General features: G+C 59.8%; 13 protein-coding genes. 10 read left to right on the top strand and 3 right to left on the bottom strand.

Features of this window, described 5'->3' with window-relative positions; translation table 11 throughout:
* The first annotated feature begins 337 nt into the window (after window positions 1–337).
* The 4 genes from BMZ36_RS13375 (at window position 338) to BMZ36_RS13360 (ending at window position 3,754) form a co-directional block, all read left to right on the top strand.
* Window positions 338–823, top strand: coding sequence for a hypothetical protein (locus BMZ36_RS13375; RefSeq protein WP_091197838.1), 486 nt, complete (start codon window positions 338–340; stop codon window positions 821–823).
* 83 nt (window positions 824–906) lie between these two features.
* Window positions 907–1,365 (top strand): hypothetical protein, encoded by a 459-nt coding sequence (locus BMZ36_RS13370; protein ID WP_143086070.1) that lies wholly within the window; start codon window positions 907–909, stop codon window positions 1,363–1,365.
* A 184-nt stretch (window positions 1,366–1,549) separates the two neighbouring features.
* Entirely contained in the window at window positions 1,550–3,076 is a 1,527-nt protein-coding gene (locus BMZ36_RS13365) for a transposase (RefSeq protein ID WP_091197830.1), read from the top strand.
* A 207-nt stretch (window positions 3,077–3,283) separates the two neighbouring features.
* The gene (locus BMZ36_RS13360) at window positions 3,284–3,754 is read left to right on the top strand and encodes a TFIIB-type zinc ribbon-containing protein (protein ID WP_091197826.1); all 471 of its coding nucleotides are present in this window, start codon (window positions 3,284–3,286) and stop codon (window positions 3,752–3,754) included.
* A gap of 602 nt (window positions 3,755–4,356) precedes the next feature.
* Here the strand turns inward: BMZ36_RS13360 and BMZ36_RS13355 are convergent.
* Complete coding sequence (locus tag BMZ36_RS13355; RefSeq protein ID WP_091197842.1) at window positions 4,357–6,030, bottom strand: ABC-F family ATP-binding cassette domain-containing protein; 1,674 nt, start codon at window positions 6,028–6,030, stop codon at window positions 4,357–4,359.
* A gap of 259 nt (window positions 6,031–6,289) precedes the next feature.
* Here BMZ36_RS13355 and BMZ36_RS13350 point away from each other — a divergent pair, with 259 nt between their 5' ends.
* From BMZ36_RS13350 to BMZ36_RS13330, 5 genes are all read left to right on the top strand, one after another.
* Window positions 6,290–7,294 (top strand): sulfate ABC transporter substrate-binding protein, encoded by a 1,005-nt coding sequence (locus BMZ36_RS13350; RefSeq protein ID WP_091197823.1) that lies wholly within the window; start codon window positions 6,290–6,292, stop codon window positions 7,292–7,294.
* Window positions 7,295–7,581: 287 nt separating this feature from the next.
* Entirely contained in the window at window positions 7,582–8,589 is a 1,008-nt protein-coding gene (locus BMZ36_RS13345) for a sulfate ABC transporter substrate-binding protein (RefSeq protein ID WP_091197821.1), read from the top strand.
* A 232-nt stretch (window positions 8,590–8,821) separates the two neighbouring features.
* The gene (cysT, locus tag BMZ36_RS13340; protein ID WP_091197816.1) at window positions 8,822–9,682 is read left to right on the top strand and encodes a sulfate ABC transporter permease subunit CysT; all 861 of its coding nucleotides are present in this window, start codon (window positions 8,822–8,824) and stop codon (window positions 9,680–9,682) included.
* On the top strand, window positions 9,679–10,548 hold the full coding sequence (cysW, locus tag BMZ36_RS13335) for a sulfate ABC transporter permease subunit CysW (RefSeq protein WP_091197813.1): 870 nt from the start codon (window positions 9,679–9,681) through the stop codon (window positions 10,546–10,548). The genes cysT and cysW overlap by 4 nt, the downstream gene beginning before the upstream one ends.
* Window positions 10,549–10,693: 145 nt before the next feature.
* Complete coding sequence (locus BMZ36_RS13330; RefSeq protein ID WP_091197811.1) at window positions 10,694–11,746, top strand: sulfate/molybdate ABC transporter ATP-binding protein; 1,053 nt, start codon at window positions 10,694–10,696, stop codon at window positions 11,744–11,746.
* A gap of 72 nt (window positions 11,747–11,818) precedes the next feature.
* Here the strand turns inward: BMZ36_RS13330 and BMZ36_RS13325 are convergent, their stop codons facing one another.
* Both BMZ36_RS13325 and BMZ36_RS13320 read right to left on the bottom strand, forming a co-directional pair.
* Window positions 11,819–13,444: a methyl-accepting chemotaxis protein gene (locus BMZ36_RS13325; protein WP_091197808.1), complete on the bottom strand. Its 1,626-nt coding sequence runs from the start codon at window positions 13,442–13,444 to the stop codon at window positions 11,819–11,821.
* Between the two features lie 213 nt (window positions 13,445–13,657).
* Complete coding sequence (locus tag BMZ36_RS13320; protein WP_091197805.1) at window positions 13,658–14,845, bottom strand: class I SAM-dependent methyltransferase; 1,188 nt, start codon at window positions 14,843–14,845, stop codon at window positions 13,658–13,660.
* 57 nt (window positions 14,846–14,902) lie between these two features.
* Here BMZ36_RS13320 and BMZ36_RS13315 point away from each other — a divergent pair, with 57 nt between their 5' ends.
* A complete protein-coding gene (locus tag BMZ36_RS13315; protein ID WP_091197802.1) occupies window positions 14,903–15,640 on the top strand; it encodes a pteridine reductase in 738 nt (245 codons plus the stop codon).
* Window positions 15,641–15,780: the final 140 nt, after the last annotated feature.

Below are 15,780 nucleotides of genomic sequence, written 5' to 3'. Positions count from 1 at the left end.
AGACGGCTACGGCGCAGCGGGAAGTGAACCTCTATTTATAGGCAGAGAAGCGGGGGTTCATACAGGCCGAAAAAACTGCTATTTAGTGAAGCGCAGCTGCGCGACGCATAACGAAGTTGATGCGTACACGCTGCAGAGCTTCACTGGCAGGTTTTGAATCGGACGGGTATGCATCGGTCATTGGGCAAGAAAATGAGCACAGGAACGGAGCCGCCGTCCATGAAATTGAACGACTCGTTCGAGCGGACACATTCGCGGCGGGCGAAGATGGAAAAGAACAACGACAGTCGGCGCGAATGCGCCGCTCAACTCGATCAACGTTAGGTGGCTTGTATCCATGGTCATTGATCTCATGTCCGAACCGATGCTTGGTCACTGGGACGCATCTCCTTCTATCTCTCAGTGCGAATACCAATTCGGGCAGAGACTTGTCTACGTGCAACATCCGAAAGGTAAATCACCCGCGCCATACATTGCGAAAGCGCAGGAGACCGTTGAAGCTGCGTGGAGCGACATCGATAATGCAGTTCGCTTTGCGGAAAAGCTGTCGCGGCACCTGATCCCTGAATTTTGGAAAATGCACGATGAAAGTCACAAGCCCGGTGCAAGGCTCGACGTTTACTCAATTCACTATGACCTCGATGCCCCGTATCCCATCTATTTGGTTGGCAAGAATAATGACTTTGACTTTGAGTACATTGCTTACACCGAAGAAGATCTATGGAAAGAAAATCCGATAGCCACAGAACTGCCGGAGCCGCCGGGTAATTTCTGGGTGTCAATAAAACGCATTGGAGCAAATCGCTTTGAAAACGCCACCTAACCCGGCGCTCAACCTCGCTCCCTTTGGTCGCTGGACGCTGCGCGATAAAGCCGCGCAGCGCCGGTTAGCTCTACGTTAGCCGTATGAATCCGATGCTCAAGAAACTGTTCGCCGCAATCGTCACATTCGTCTTTGCAGTCTCCGCAATGGCCGCAGGAAATGTCGTTCTAGTCGATCACGCCCACATGCAGTTGGGCGACAACGCGACCAGCAAACTTTCCTACTCGGTCAGCCCATCCTCTGAAATTGTTCTTGATCTCGGCAACTACAAGTTCACTCTTTGGCCAAAATCCGAACCGGCACCGGATAGTGTTTCCGTCGTCATCGCAGACAATCAGCAGTACTACCTTCAGCTACAACCGGGCAAAAAGAAGTACTCCTTATCTCGAAGCACTCTCACTCCGAGAGCTGGTTCAATTCCTTTCAGCAGCTTTGCGTCTGGGCAACAAATCATGATTGCTATCGGGCGCCTGCGCATTGACCACATCAAAAAAGAAGAAGCATTTCGGGTGCACTGGCTGGGGCTAGTTGATGTCAAGTAATGCGGCTAACAATTCCGTCGAGAGGGACGTCCGCAAGCTGCGCTTGCGGTTCCCTCCGCCTGCGGCTCCGGCCGCCCCTCACGTCAAACGTTGAAGCTGTAGAAAAACCTCCCCCGCCCCTGAAATCCGCCCTCCCGCTCCTGCCGATTTGGTAAAATAATCCATACATAACAAGGGGTTGTTCATGGCCAGATTCAAGGATTGCAATACGGCGTTCAAATTGCTTCCGGTCGATTTTGCTGCGCAGATTCAACCCGGCACTTTCGAACATACACTCTGCCATCTGGTCGATCACGAACTCGATCTTTCCGCACTCAACGCCCGCTTTGCCAACGATACCGGCGGTGCGCCAGCCTATCCGCCCGCCGTCCAGCTCAAGATCGTCTTGCTGGCCTACAGTCGGGGGATGATCAGCTCCCGTCGCATCGCGCGGGCTTGCCGCGAAAATGTGCTGTTCATGGCCGTGTCCGGCGATCTCGCGCCGCACTTCACGACGATTGCCGATTTCGTCAGTTCGTTGGGCGATGACATTGCGCCGCTGTTCGCCCGTGTTCTGCTGGTATGCGACCGGTTGAACCTGATCGGTCGCGATCTGTTTGCCATTGACGGGGTAAAGCTGCCCGGTAATGCCTCTAAAGCCAAAAGCGGAACGCGGACGGAGTTGAAAGAACGTGCAGACAAGATGCGCGCCGCCGCCGAGCGCATCATCGCCCGCCATCGGGAACAGGATGCGGCCAAGGCTGGTGACGGCTTGAGTGAGCGGGAAATCCGCAGCATCGAACGCTTGCAAAAGCAGGCGCGCCAGGTCGATGAATGGCTATCTGCCAACCCGAAGGATCGCAAAGGCACAAGCGGCGGGGTGCGCAAGTCCAATCTCACCGACAATGATTCGGCCAAGATGGCCACCGGCAAAGGGGTGATTCAAGGCTATACCGGCGTGGCGGCGGTCGATGCGGCTCACCAGATCATCATGGAGGCGCAAGCCCACGGTACCGGTAGCGAGCAGGAACTATTGATCCCGATGGCCGAATCCCTTACCCCTCTTTCTGCACCCCACACCTGCTATGTGGCCGATGCGGGTTATCACTCCACCGGCAACGTGGAAACACTGGAACAGCAACAGCGTCCGGCGTATATCTGTGACAACCAGTATCGCCTGCGCGATCCGCGCTATGCCGATCAGGACAAGCATCGGAACAAGCCCGATCCGCTCCATGACAAATCGGCCAGCTATCCCGGTAAGTGCAAGCTGTTCAGACCGGCGGATTTCCAGTTGGCCGAGGATGGCAGCCACTGCGTATGCCCGGCAGGCAACCGGCTCTACCGCAACGGTGGCGACTGCACCATCAACGACCAGCGAGCGATGAAGTTCTCCGGCGCGCAGCGCGATTGCCTGGCTTGCACCCTGCGCGCCCAATGCCTGAGGAAACCCGATACCACCAAAGTGCGGCAGGTGGCGTTCTTCCGGGGCAGACGGGATGCCACCGAAACCGCCGTCGACCGGATGAAAGCCCGGATCGATAGCGACATCGGCAAGCAAATGATCGCTGCCCGTTTTGCTACCGTGGAGCCGGTCTTTGGTAACCTGCGCGCCAACAAGCAATTGACGCGCTTTACCCTGCGCGGGCAGAAGAAAGTGGATGGGCAATGGAAGTTGATGTGCATGCTGCACAACATCGAAAAGCTGGCACACCATGGTTATGCGCAGTAAGAAGACCCAAAACCACAGGAAAAGCCCGCCCAACAGGCGGCCAACCGCAACCACCGCGCCCCGCTGGCGCGTTGAGCGAGAAATGACATGAATTCGGGCTGATCCGCAACAGAACACGAACCCAGCTTGGCAAACCCTGCCGCGAGCAGGACAATCAACTCGTTGCCCCGGAATGGGGTTTTTCTACAGCTTCGTTAGGTATCATAAATGCATTGCGCGCTTGACCAATCGACGCTAAATCCAACACCCATTGGCACGCACGTTGTTCACCAATGTGAAACGTGCTCTGGCACTTTTGTGCCTGGCGATTTCTTCCGTGAAATCCGCGCCAAAGCCGCTCTCGAAATACACAACGCAAAATCCAAAGGCACCAAGGCGTCTGCACAACAACAGAGCAAAGTCGTTTGCCCGAATGATAAAACCCCAATGATGTCGCTTCTGTACAAAGGCATTGAGATCGACGTTTGCTCCAAGTGCTTTGGTGTATGGCTTGATCGCGAGGGGTATGAGAAGCTGATCGCGTATCTTGGTCTACCTCAGAAACCAGACCTGTTGAAGACAAGTGTGCACTTGGGCACGCTATCTGCATCGAACACCGCCCAAATCTCAGACATTTCAGGCCTCGGTGATATCGTTGAGTTGGTCGCCGATATTTGTAGTTTGATTCCAGAAGTCTAGTCGCTTACCGCCTGCGATACCTAACCCTGGCCTACGATATCGGAGCTGACATTGGTCAGCTGGATATTCATCTGTGTCAGTGCTTTTTGCATGTGCTGTACATGCCGGGCTTGGCTCTTGAGCCAAGTAGACCGGGTTTCGTAGGGCGGCGTTCCCAACGGGACCCCGCGCGGTGCGACGTTTGAAAATCAAACCCGCCCCACAGGGGCAATGGTTCTTTGTTTGGCCTTCGGCAACCATGATCCGGCGGGTTACGCCTTCGGCTAACCCACCCTACCATTGGGCTTTCTTCGAGGAAAACGTCTCGCTTTTCCAAGCTCACCTTCATTGCCGCCCTTCGCGGATTGCATCCGCTCCCACATGTCCTCGCCATGGCAGACGACTTTCCCTATCCCCTTGGCCAGCGCCGAGGAAGCGGAGCGAGACCCTGGCTCGCGACCGACCGAGGGTAGCCCGGAGGGCCGCAAGGCGGGGTCGCCTTCTTTTGGTTTCTTTTCTTGGCGAAGCAAGAAAAGAAACTCGGCCGCCGGGACGAACTCCCGGCATCCAACTCCGCGCCGCAGGCGCATAAAACCAGCTTCCGGGCAGTACGGCGCCGCACCCTACTTCTTCTGCGCAGCCGCCGCCTCTTCCCGCCGACGGCGTGCCTCGTCCAGCAGGTAGACCTGGTAATCGTCCAGATCGCCCTCGAAGTCCTTCACCCCGCCGCGCGAGACCAGCCAGAATTCGTCGCAGACCGAGCGCAGCAGGGCGCGGTCGTGGCTGACCAGCATGACGGAGCCTTCGAATTCGTTCAGCGCCACACTCAAGGCTTCGCGGGTGGCCAAGTCCAGATGGTTAGTCGGTTCATCGAGCAGCAGCAGGTTCGGGCGTTGCCAGACGATCATGCACAGCACCAGCCGGGCCTTTTCGCCGCCGCTCATGCTGCCGACCGCCTGCTTGACCATGTCGCCGCTGAAATTGAAGGTGCCGAGGAAGTTGCGCAGCCCCTGTTCGCAGCATTCTTTGTAACTGGGGCGCAAAGCCAGTGGGGTATCGCGCGCCAGACGGATCATGTGATCGAGCGGGTTGTCATCCGGGCGCAGCACGTCGAGCTCCTGCTGCGAGAAATAGCCGATATTCAGGCCCTTGCCGGTGATGATCTCGCCGGACAGCGGCTGCAATGCGCCGGCGATGGTTTTCACCAGCGTGGATTTGCCCTGACCGTTGGCCCCCAGAATGCCGATACGCTGCCCCGCCAGCACCGAGCGGCTGACGTTTTGCACGATCACGGTCGGCGGTGTGCCGGCCGGCGCGTCGTCCATCGCCGGATAGCCGAAGCTGGCTTCGGACATGGTCAGCATCGGGTTGGGCAGGTTGGACGGCTCCTTGAATTCGAACTGGAATTCGGCATCGGCCAACACCGGCGCGATCTTTTCCATGCGCTCCAGCGCCTTGACGCGGCTCTGCGCCTGCTTGGCCTTGCTGGCCTTGGCCTTGAAGCGGTTGATGAATTTTTGCAGGTGTTCGATCTTTTCCTGCTGTTTGGCCTGCGCCGCCTGTTGCAGGATCAACTGCTCGGCGCGCATGTCCTCGAACTTGCTGTAGTTGCCGCCGTAGCGCACCAGCTTGGCATTGTCGATATGCAGCGTGACGTTGGTGATCGAATCGAGAAATTCGCGGTCATGGCTGATCACCACAATCGTGCCGTTGTAGTTTTTCAGCCAGGCTTCCAGCCAGACCAGCGCATCCAGGTCCAGGTGGTTGGTCGGCTCGTCGAGCAGCAGCAAATCGGACGGGCACATCAGCGCGCGTGCCAGTTGCAGGCGCATGCGCCAGCCGCCGGAAAAACTGTTCACCGGCCGGTCGAGCTCCGCCACGCTGAAACCCAAGCCCAGAATCAGCGCCTGCGCCCGCGCCGGGGCATCGTGCGCGCCGGCATCGTGCAGCGCCATATAGGCATGCGCCATGCGCATCCCGTCGTCGCTGGCTTCGGCCGCGGTCACTTCGAGCTGCGCGGCGAGCAAGGTGGTATCGCCTTCGATCACGAAGTCGGTCGCGCTCTGCTCGGTCTCGGGCATGTCCTGCGCCACCTGCGCCATGCGCCACTGCGCCGGGATCGAAAATTCGCCGCCGTCTTCATGCAGTGTGCCGTTCAGTACGGCAAACAGCGAGGATTTTCCGGCGCCATTGCGGCCGACCAGACCGACCTTTTCGCCGGGATTGAGCGTGACCGAGGTGCTGTCGAGCAAGACTTTACTGCCGCGACGCAAGGTCACGTTCTTTAGAATAATCATGGGGATACTTTCATGGAGGCCCGGCATGATAGCGCCCCGGCGCCGCAGCACCTAGTAACAATCGCACACAGAACACCGAGCCGTGATGAAGCCAAGACAGCAAGCCCGGGGCCCAAGGCACCACGCAAGCCGCAATGTCTCACTTAAAAACACGCCCCTATATATGAAATGCGGAATATAAAACGCACTATTTATTATTTTTTCGCCACGCCAAAGCCGCTTAGACTCGCTCCATATCCAATCACGGGGAAACCGCACCATGCGCTTCAACAAGATCATCGCCACGCTGGCTCTGGCCGCCATCGGCAGCACGGCATGGGCCGCGCGCGTCAACCTGCTCAACGTCTCCTACGATCCGACCCGCGAGCTGTATCAGGACTACAACAAGGCTTTTGCCGCCCACTGGAAGCAGCAGACCGGCGACGATGTCACCATCCGCCAGTCGCACGGCGGCTCCGGCAAGCAGGCGCGCTCGGTGATCGACGGTGTGGATGCCAGCGTGGTCACGCTGGCATTGGCCTACGACATCGACGCCATCGCGGAAAAGGGCAAGAAGCTCAATTCGAATTGGCAGAAGCAGTTCGCCCACAACAGCTCGCCCTATACCTCGACCATCGTGTTCCTGGTGCGCAAGGGCAACCCCAAGAAGATCAAGGACTGGAACGATCTGGTTCGCCCGGACGTGAAGGTCATCACGCCGAACCCGAAAACCTCCGGCGGGGCGCGCTGGAACTACCTCGCGGCTTGGGGCTATGCGCTCAAGCAACCGGGCGGCAACGAGCAAAAAGCGGCCGAGTTCGTCGGCAAGATCCTGAAGAACGTGCCGGTGCTCGACTCCGGCGCACGCGGCGCGACCGTGACCTTTGCCGAGCGCGGCTTGGGCGATGTATTGCTCGCCTGGGAAAACGAAGCGCAACTCGCCGGCAAGGAATGGGGGCCGGACAAGTTCGATACCGTCTACCCGTCGATCTCCATCCTGGCCGAACCGCCGGTTGCCGTGGTCGACAAGAACGTCGACAAGAAGGGTACGCGCAAGGTGGCCGAAGCCTACCTGCAATACCTGTACAGCAAGGAAGGGCAGGAAATCGCCGCCAAGCACTACTACCGCCCGACCGACAAGGAAATCGCTGCCAAATATGCCAGGCAGTTTCCCAAGTTGAGGCTGCTGACCATCGACAAGGATTTCGGCGGCTGGACCAAGGCGCAGAAAACGCACTTTGCCGATGGCGGGACGTTTGACCGGATTTACAAACCCGGCAAATAACCCCTCTCCACTTTACCTCTCCTCCCTTTCGAGCCGCCCCGTGCGGCTCGTTTTTTCCGGCATTTGAAGCTGTCGTCATACCGGCGAAGGCCGGTATCCAGTGTTTGCAACGTTCAAGAGCCTGGACCCCGGCCTACGCCGGGGTGACGAGTTCAAACAGAAGGTTCCCGCACTTTTTAGCGCAGCGCCCTTATTCTTTTTCAGCACTTAACAATGAATTATTTATTCTTTTTTGTTTGAACGACATCGAGAGAAAATCTCATCCAACAATCACGCCGGAGGATGTCATGAAAACTCGTCTGTTCGCCTTACTGCCCGCCCTGCTGCTTTCCAGCCATCTGGTGCAGGCCGATGCCACCCTGCTCAATGTTTCCTACGACGTGATGCGCGATTTCTACAAGGACTACAACCCGGCGTTCCAGAAATACTGGAAGGGCAAGACCGGCGAGAAGGTGGTCGTCCAGCAATCGCACGGCGGTTCGTCGCCGCAGGCGCGCTCGGTGATCGAGGGCTTGCAGGCGGATGTCGTGACCATGAACCAGCACAGCGACATCGATGCGATTGCCGAACGCGGCAAGCAACTGCCCACCAACTGGGCCACGCGCCTGCCGAACAACGCCTCGCCGTTCACCAGCCTGCAGGTGCTGATCGTGCGCAAGGGCAACCCCAAGGGCATCAAGGACTGGAACGATCTGACCCGCCCTGGTGTCAACGTGGTGATCCCCAACCCGAAAACCGCCGGCAACGGCCGCTACACCTACCTCGCGGCTTGGGGCTATGCCCTGAAACAGCCGGGCGGCAACGAACAGAAGGCGCGCGAATTTGTCGCCGCGCTGTTCAGGAACGTGCCGGTGCTCGATACCGGTGGTCGTGGTGCCACGACGACCTTCATGCAGCGCAACATCGGCGATGTGCTGGTGACCTTCGAGAACGAAGCCGAAATGATCGCGCGCGAATTCGGCCGCGGCCGCTTCGAGGTGGTGTATCCCTCAATCTCGATCGAAGCCGAATTGCCCGTCTCCGTCGTCGATAAGGTCGTGGACAAGAAAGGCACCCGCAAACAGGCCGAGGAATACCTGAAGTATCTCTGGAGCCCGGAGGGCCAGACGGTTGCCGCGCAGAACTACCTGCGCCCGCGCGACAAAGCCGTGTTCGCCAAATACGCCAAGCAGTTCCCGTCCGTGAAACTCTTCACGGTCAACGATCTGGGCGGCTGGAAAGCGATTGGCCAGAAGCATTTCAACGACCGGGCGATTTATGACCAGATCGCGGCGGCCAACGCGAAGAAGAAATGATGGAACGGCTACGCCTTCGCAACTTGCTTTGGCTCGCTCCATGAAATGGCCAACTGAGCGTCATACCGGCGAAGGCCGGTATCCAGCAACGAAGCTGCTTCAAGCTACTGGACCCCGGCCTGCGCCGGGGTGACGAGGAAAGGAGAGATGGCGCAAGTGGTCGATTTTGCCCTTCTCCCACCCTCTGTGACTCTGTGGTGAAATTTTCAGGTTAAAAAAGCGGAAAACTGAAATGACCTTCAAAAAACCCAGCGTCCTGCCCGGCTTCAATCTGAGCCTGGGCTATACGCTGTTCTACCTGGGGCTGATCGTGCTCCTGCCGCTGTCGGCGCTGGTCTACAAGACGGCCGGGCTGGAATGGGCCGATTTCTGGAGCACAGTCAGCGATCCGCGCGTGGTGGCCTCGTACCGGCTGACCTTCGGGGCCTCGTTCATCGCGGCCCTGCTCAACCTGGTTTTCGGCCTGCTGGTGGCGTGGGTGCTGGTGCGTTACTCCTTTCCCGGCAAGCGCCTGATCGATGCGATGGTCGATCTGCCGTTTGCGTTGCCCACCGCCGTGGCCGGCATCGCGCTCGCCACGCTGTACGCGCCCAACGGCTGGATCGGCAAGCATTTCGCCGAAGACGGGCTGATCGGCGAGTTGCTCGGCAAGGAAATCAAGCTCGCCTTTACGCCGCTAGGCATCGTGATCGCGCTGATTTTCATCAGCCTGCCCTTCGTGGTACGCACCGTGCAGCCGGTACTGGAAGACCTGGAAATCGAGTTGGAAGAAGCTGCTTCCAGCCTTGGCGCCAGCCGCTGGCAAATCTTCTCCCGCGTGATCCTGCCCACGATCTGGCCGGCGCTTCTGACCGGCTTTGCGCTGGCCTTTGCGCGCGCCATCGGCGAATACGGCTCGGTGGTCTTCATCGCCGGCAATATGCCGATGGAATCGGAAATCACGCCGCTCCTGATCATTTCCAAGCTGGAGCAATTCGATTACCTCGGCGCCACCGCGATTGCCGTGGTCATGCTCGCGGCCTCGTTCGCGATGCTGCTGGTCATCAACCTGCTGCAGTGGTGGACTGCGAAACGACTGGGGAGAAGAACATGAGCACCAAACCACGCCGTAGCGGCATCACCGACGAAACGCCCTGGGTGAAATGGCTGCTGACCGGAACGGCTCTCACCTTCATCGGCCTGTTCCTGCTGGTGCCGCTGGTTTCCGTTTTCGCCGAGGCGCTGAACAAAGGCTGGGAGCTCTATCTGGCCGCGCTGGTCGATGACGATGCGCTGTCCGCCATCAAGCTGACACTCGTCACTGCAGCGATTGCCATCCCGCTCAACCTGACCTTCGGCGTGGCCGCGGCTTGGGCGATTGCCAAGTTCGATTTCAAGGGCAAGAGCCTGCTGGTGACGCTGATCGACCTGCCGTTCTCGGTCTCGCCGGTCGTGGCCGGGCTGGTGTACGTGCTGTTGTTCGGCTCGCACGGCTGGTTCGGCCCGTGGCTCGAAGAGAACGACATCAAGATCATCTTCGCCGTTCCCGGCATCGTGCTGGCCACGCTGTTCGTGACCTTCCCCTTCGTCGCTCGCGAGCTGATCCCGCTGATGGAAGCGCAAGGGTCGGACGAGGAACAGGCCGCGATGGTGCTCGGTGCATCCGGCTGGCAAACCTTCTGGCGCGTGACCCTGCCTAACATCAAGTGGGGCCTGCTGTACGGCGTGATCCTCGCCAATGCGCGCGCCATGGGCGAATTCGGCGCGGTATCGGTGGTCTCCGGGCATATCCGCGGCATGACCAACACCATCCCGCTGCACGTCGAGATTCTTTACAACGAATACAACTTCGTCGGTGCCTTCGCTTGCGCCTCGATCCTGGCACTGCTCGCGCTCGTCACGCTGGCGCTGAAGTCCTGGGTGGAATGGAAAGCCGAGCGCGATACCGAAGCGGCACGGGCTGCAGCAAACGCCGAATAAGGTCAAAAACGATTCACCACAGAGACACCGAGGCACAGAGAGCAGGAAAACGCCTGGAACAAGACGATGACTTGGCGGGAAACGAATTTGGATTCTCCGCTTTTCTCTCTGACTCCGTGCCTCTGTGGTTCAAAAGGAATGTCAAATGAGCATCGAAATCAAGGGTATCACCAAGCAGTTCGGCGCTTTCAAGGCGTTGAACGACATCAACCTGGAAGTCAAAAGCGGCGAGCTGCTGGCACTGCTCGGCCCGTCCGGTTGCGGCAAGACCACGCTGCTGCGCGTGATCGCCGGGCTGGAAACCGCGGATGCCGGGCAGATCCTGTTCCACGGCAGCGATGCCACGAACGCCCACGTCCGCGAACGGCAGGTCGGCTTCGTGTTCCAGCACTATGCGCTGTTCCGCCACATGACCGTGTTCGAGAACGTCGCCTTCGGCCTGCGCGTGCGCCCCAAGAAAACCCGCCCGTCCGAAGCCGAGATCAAGCGCCGCGTGCATCAACTGCTGGAGCTGGTACAGCTCGACTGGCTGGCGGATCGCTACCCGGCCCAGCTCTCCGGCGGCCAGCGCCAGCGCATCGCGCTCGCCCGGGCCTTGGCCGTGGAGCCGAAAGTGCTGCTGCTCGACGAGCCGTTCGGCGCGCTCGACACGCAAGTGCGCAAGGAGCTGCGCCGCTGGCTGCGCCGCCTGCACGACGAAGTGCACGTTACCTCGGTTTTCGTGACACACGATCAGGAAGAAGCGCTCGAAGTCGCCGACCGCATCGTGGTCATGAACAAGGGGCAAGTCGAACAGATCGGCACACCGGAACAGGTCTACGACCAGCCTGCGAGCCCGTTCGTGTACCAGTTCCTCGGCGACGTGAACCTGTTCCACTCCCGCGTGCACGAAGGCTGGGCCGAAGTCGCCGGCCAGCGTTTTGCCGCGCCGGGTCAGTCCGATGCCGGCGCGCTGGTTTACGTGCGCCCGCACGAGATCGATCTTTCGCGCGAATCGACCGAAGGCGCGATTGCCGGTCAGATCGGCCACGTCCGCCTGCTTGGCGCGACGGTGCGGCTGGAAGTGCAGACCGCCGATCATGAAACGGTGGAAGTCGAACTGGTACGCGAACACTACCAGCGCGGGCAATGGCAGGTCGGCGAACGGGTTTATCTCGTACCGAGGAATGCGCAGGTTTACGCCGACTACAGCATCTGAAAAATTGAAAGCCTTGGCAGAATGACTGCCAAGGCTTTCGATGCAACACGCGGTTGTTTGATGCGTAGACGATCAAACCTGGAAGCGCGATACGTTCCCTTGCAAGGTTTGCGCCAACGCTTCCAGCCTGCGGGCCTCTTCTGCGGAGGCCGCCATGGTCGCGCTGGTTTCGTCCACCGCTTGCGCAATCCGCTCCACCTGCTGGGAAATGCTGGTACTGGCCAGGCTCTGTTCGCGTGTGGACGAAGCCACTTCGCGGATACGATCCAGAGTAGACAGCACGCCGGCGCGAATCTCACTCAGAACCGCCGCGGTCGATTCGGTCAGGGCCACACCTTGGCGGGCCTGCGGCACGGATTCGCCCAGCACCTCGACGGCAGAGTGCGTTTCCTGCTGCATGGTCATAATCATCTGGTTGATTTCCACGGTTGCGCTGGCGGTGCGCTCGGCCAGCTTGCGAACTTCGTCGGCCACCACGGCAAAACCGCGCCCGGTTTCGCCGGCACGCGCGGCCTCGATCGCGGCATTGAGCGCCAGCAAATTGGTCTGATCGGCAATTTCCTTGATAACGGCCGTCACACTGCCCACTTGCTGGGCACGCTGCGCCAGACCCCCGACCCGCTCGCTAGCCATCTGGGCAGTACGCTCGATGGATTGCATCATGGCCACGGCAGAATTCATGTGCTCTCCGCCTTCCTCGGCCAGTTTGGCAGCCCGGCGGGATTCGGCCTCGGTTTCGTTGGCGCTGTCTGCAATGTGATTGATGGCAACCGTCATTTCCTCGACCCCCGCAGCCATGGCGCTGGTACTGTCAGACTGCGAGCGCGCCATTTCGGAAACCTGGCTTGCCGCATCGGAAACCATGTCGGCACTCGTTCCCAAAGCCGACGAGGCCTGGCCGACGTCGCGCACGAGCTTGCCCAGCCCTTCCAGCATCGATTTCAGGTTGGCCAACACGCTGTCCTGATTACCGTTCACCGGAAAATCCGTGGCCAGATTTCCGTTTGCTGCCCGGCGCATGATGGCCATCAGCATGGTCGGCTCCCCCCCCAATTGCAGGACGATGCTACGCGCGGCCAGAATTCCGATCACTCCGGCCAATGCGATGATGACCAGCGTCACAAGACCGTACTGTATGGCTTTGCGTTTCATGGCCACGCTGACATCGTCGATATACACCCCCGTTCCGACAATCCAATTCCATCCGGGAACGGCTGCAACATACGCCAGTTTCGGTGATGATTCCGTCGCTCCGGCACGCGGGAACCAGTATTCGACGTAACCGGCCCCCGGCCCCTTGGCCGTACTGACAAAGGCATCCCACAGTTTGTAGCCCCGGGTATCCGCCTTGCCCAGCATGATCTGACCTTCGATTTTCGGGTTCCCGGCGACCATCACGGCGCGGCCTTCAAAATCGTAGATGAAGAAATAATCGTCCTTGCTGAAACGCGGTGAACGCAGTGCTTCCCTGGCCTGTTGCTGCGCCTCGGCGCGCGTCAGTTTCCCTTCCGCTTCCAGCTTCTGGTAATTGCCCACGATCCCGTTAGCCACTTCAACCAGATGCTTGATGCGCTCCTGGTGCCCGACAAGCCCGGATGCCCGGCTTTCAAACAAGGTAAAAACCGATAGCAGAACGATACCCAAAAAAGCGACCCCCAAAGCAATCGCCAAACGCGTTTTCACATCCAGTTTGTTCATTTGTATCCCCTGCTTGAATCGATCGAACAAATCTAATGGTAGTTTTCACACACCAAATTTGCCATCGGCTTATCGTCCGATGAGGAATTGCCGCTCCAGCACTTCCGGATTGGTCACGTGTTGTTGTCTGGCAAGGGAAGCTTCCTTTTCAGGCTCCGCGCTGACACAGAGCCAGGTGCGGTTACCACTCCACAAACCCGCCCCGCATGCGCATCAGAGGCGTCCCGAATCGTCCCCGGTCTGGAACCCCGCCAGCAAATCGGGCAGCTCCAACCCCTTTGAGAACGCCATGACCTTGAACAGCTCGCCCATCTCCGTGGGATTGACCAGCTTCTGTGCGGCGGATACGCCAGCGAGATACGCCTTCATGTCGGCGGCATCGAGCCGGTTGAGCTCGTCCATGAGACCGGCGTTGACGAGGTAGGCGCCCTGCGTGAGATAGCCCTCCAGCGCCAGCCCGGCATCCGCGCCGGCACGCCAGATCGCGGAAAAATCGACATGCGTGGTGATGTCGCACAAACCCGGCAGCCAGAACGGTTCGGTGTGGCTGTGGTGGCGGTAATGGCACATCAGCGTGCCCATGTGGCGTTGCGGGTGGTAATACTCGGCGGCGGGGAATCCATAATCGAGGAGCAGGATCGCGCCGCAGGAAAGACTCCCGGCCAGGCTCTTGACGAAGCCCTGCGCTTCGAGCTGGATTTCGGTCAGGTAATTGCCGGCGACGGGCAGCACCAGCGCCTGCATCATCAGGTTCATGTCGCGGATCGGGCGGTCCTCCCAGGCGAACCCATCGCGCCAGACCACGCCACGTTCCAGCCAGCCGGATTCGCAGTAATGCACCAGCGCACACGGCATGGCGTCGAGCACTTCGTTGCCGACGATGAAACCGCGAAAATCCTGCGGCAAGGCGGTCAGCCATGCCACTCGGTCGAGCAGATCGGGTACCTCTTGCGCCAGCAACTCGCGCTGGCGTTGCTGCAGGTCGGCGGAAAGCTCCAGGATGCAGTAGCGCCGCGGCAAGGCATTCTTCTCAGCCAGCGATTTGAGTATCTGCGCCGCCAGCCGCCCGGTTCCCGCACCGATCTCCAGAATGGCGCCTTGCCCGCCCAGCTCCGGTGCCGCCAGCACATCGGCCGCCGTCGCCGCAATGCACGCGCCGAACAGGGGCGAGATTTCCGGCGCAGTGACAAAATCGCCCGCCGTACCGAACTTGGCCGCGCCGGCGCTGTAATAACCCAAGCCCGGCGCATAGAGCGCCAGGCGCATGTAGTCGGAAAACGAAATCCAGCCGCCGGCGCGTTCGATCTCGGCTCGGATCAGGTTGACGAGCGCATCGCTGACAGCGCGCGCGTCCGGGCCGGGCTCGGGAAGCTGGGAATTATGGGCTTGCGGGTTGGGCATGGGAGGTTGAGAATCAATTTTGGTTGGGACGATTCAATTTTAATGCGGGAGACCACGATGCACGAGAAAGTTGCGCTCGTTACCGGCGGGGCACGGCGAGTGGGCGCCGGAATCGTCCGCGAACTGCACACCCACGGCTGGCGCATCCTGCTGCATTACCGCCACTCGCAAAAAGAAGCGGACCATCTGGCCGCCGAACTCAATGCCATACGGTCAAACTCCGTCGCCACCTGCCAGCTCGATCTGCTGCAAACCGCGCACCTGCCGGCGCTGATCGATGCCGCGCTGGTGAACTTCGGCCGGCTCGATGCGCTGATCAACAACGCCTCGTCTTTTTACCCCACGCCTGTCGGCCAGATCGGGGAGCCCGCGTGGGACGACCTGATCGGCTCCAATCTCAAGGCGCCACTGTTCCTCGCCCAAGCTGCCGCGTCCGAGTTGACTCGCACCCAAGGCTGCATCGTGAGCATTGCCGACATTCACGTCGAGCGCCCGTTGGCTGGGCACCCGGTTTACACCATCGCCAAGGCCGGCATCGTGGCCATGACCAAGGCGCTGGCGCGCGAACTCGCGCCCGCTGTGCGCGTCAACGCCGTGGCGCCAGGCGTCAACCTGTGGCCGGAAAACGAAACCTGGTTCGACGCCCCGGCCCGCGAGCGCATCCAGGCGACGATCCCGCTGGGCCGCACCGGCGAGCCGCAGGACATCGCCCACGCGATCCGCTTCCTGCTTGAAGCGCCGTATGTCACAGGCGCGATTTTGCCGGTAGACGGCGGGCGCAGCCTGCATTTGTAAGGTAGACGCAGAAAACAGTAGGCGAGCGAGCCAAAGCAGGTGGCAGGAGGACGGAGCGCAGGAACCGGAATGTACATGCGAGTACATGAGGATTCCGAGCACCGCCCGACTGCCAGATGCGAAGGCGCAGCCGCCTAATG

Source organism: Formivibrio citricus, from assembly GCF_900115065.1.
GTDB classification, from domain to species: domain Bacteria; phylum Pseudomonadota; class Gammaproteobacteria; order Burkholderiales; family Chitinibacteraceae; genus Formivibrio; species Formivibrio citricus.
Note: the sequence above shows the minus strand (reverse complement) of the source record. Positions and strands in the feature narration are given on the sequence as shown.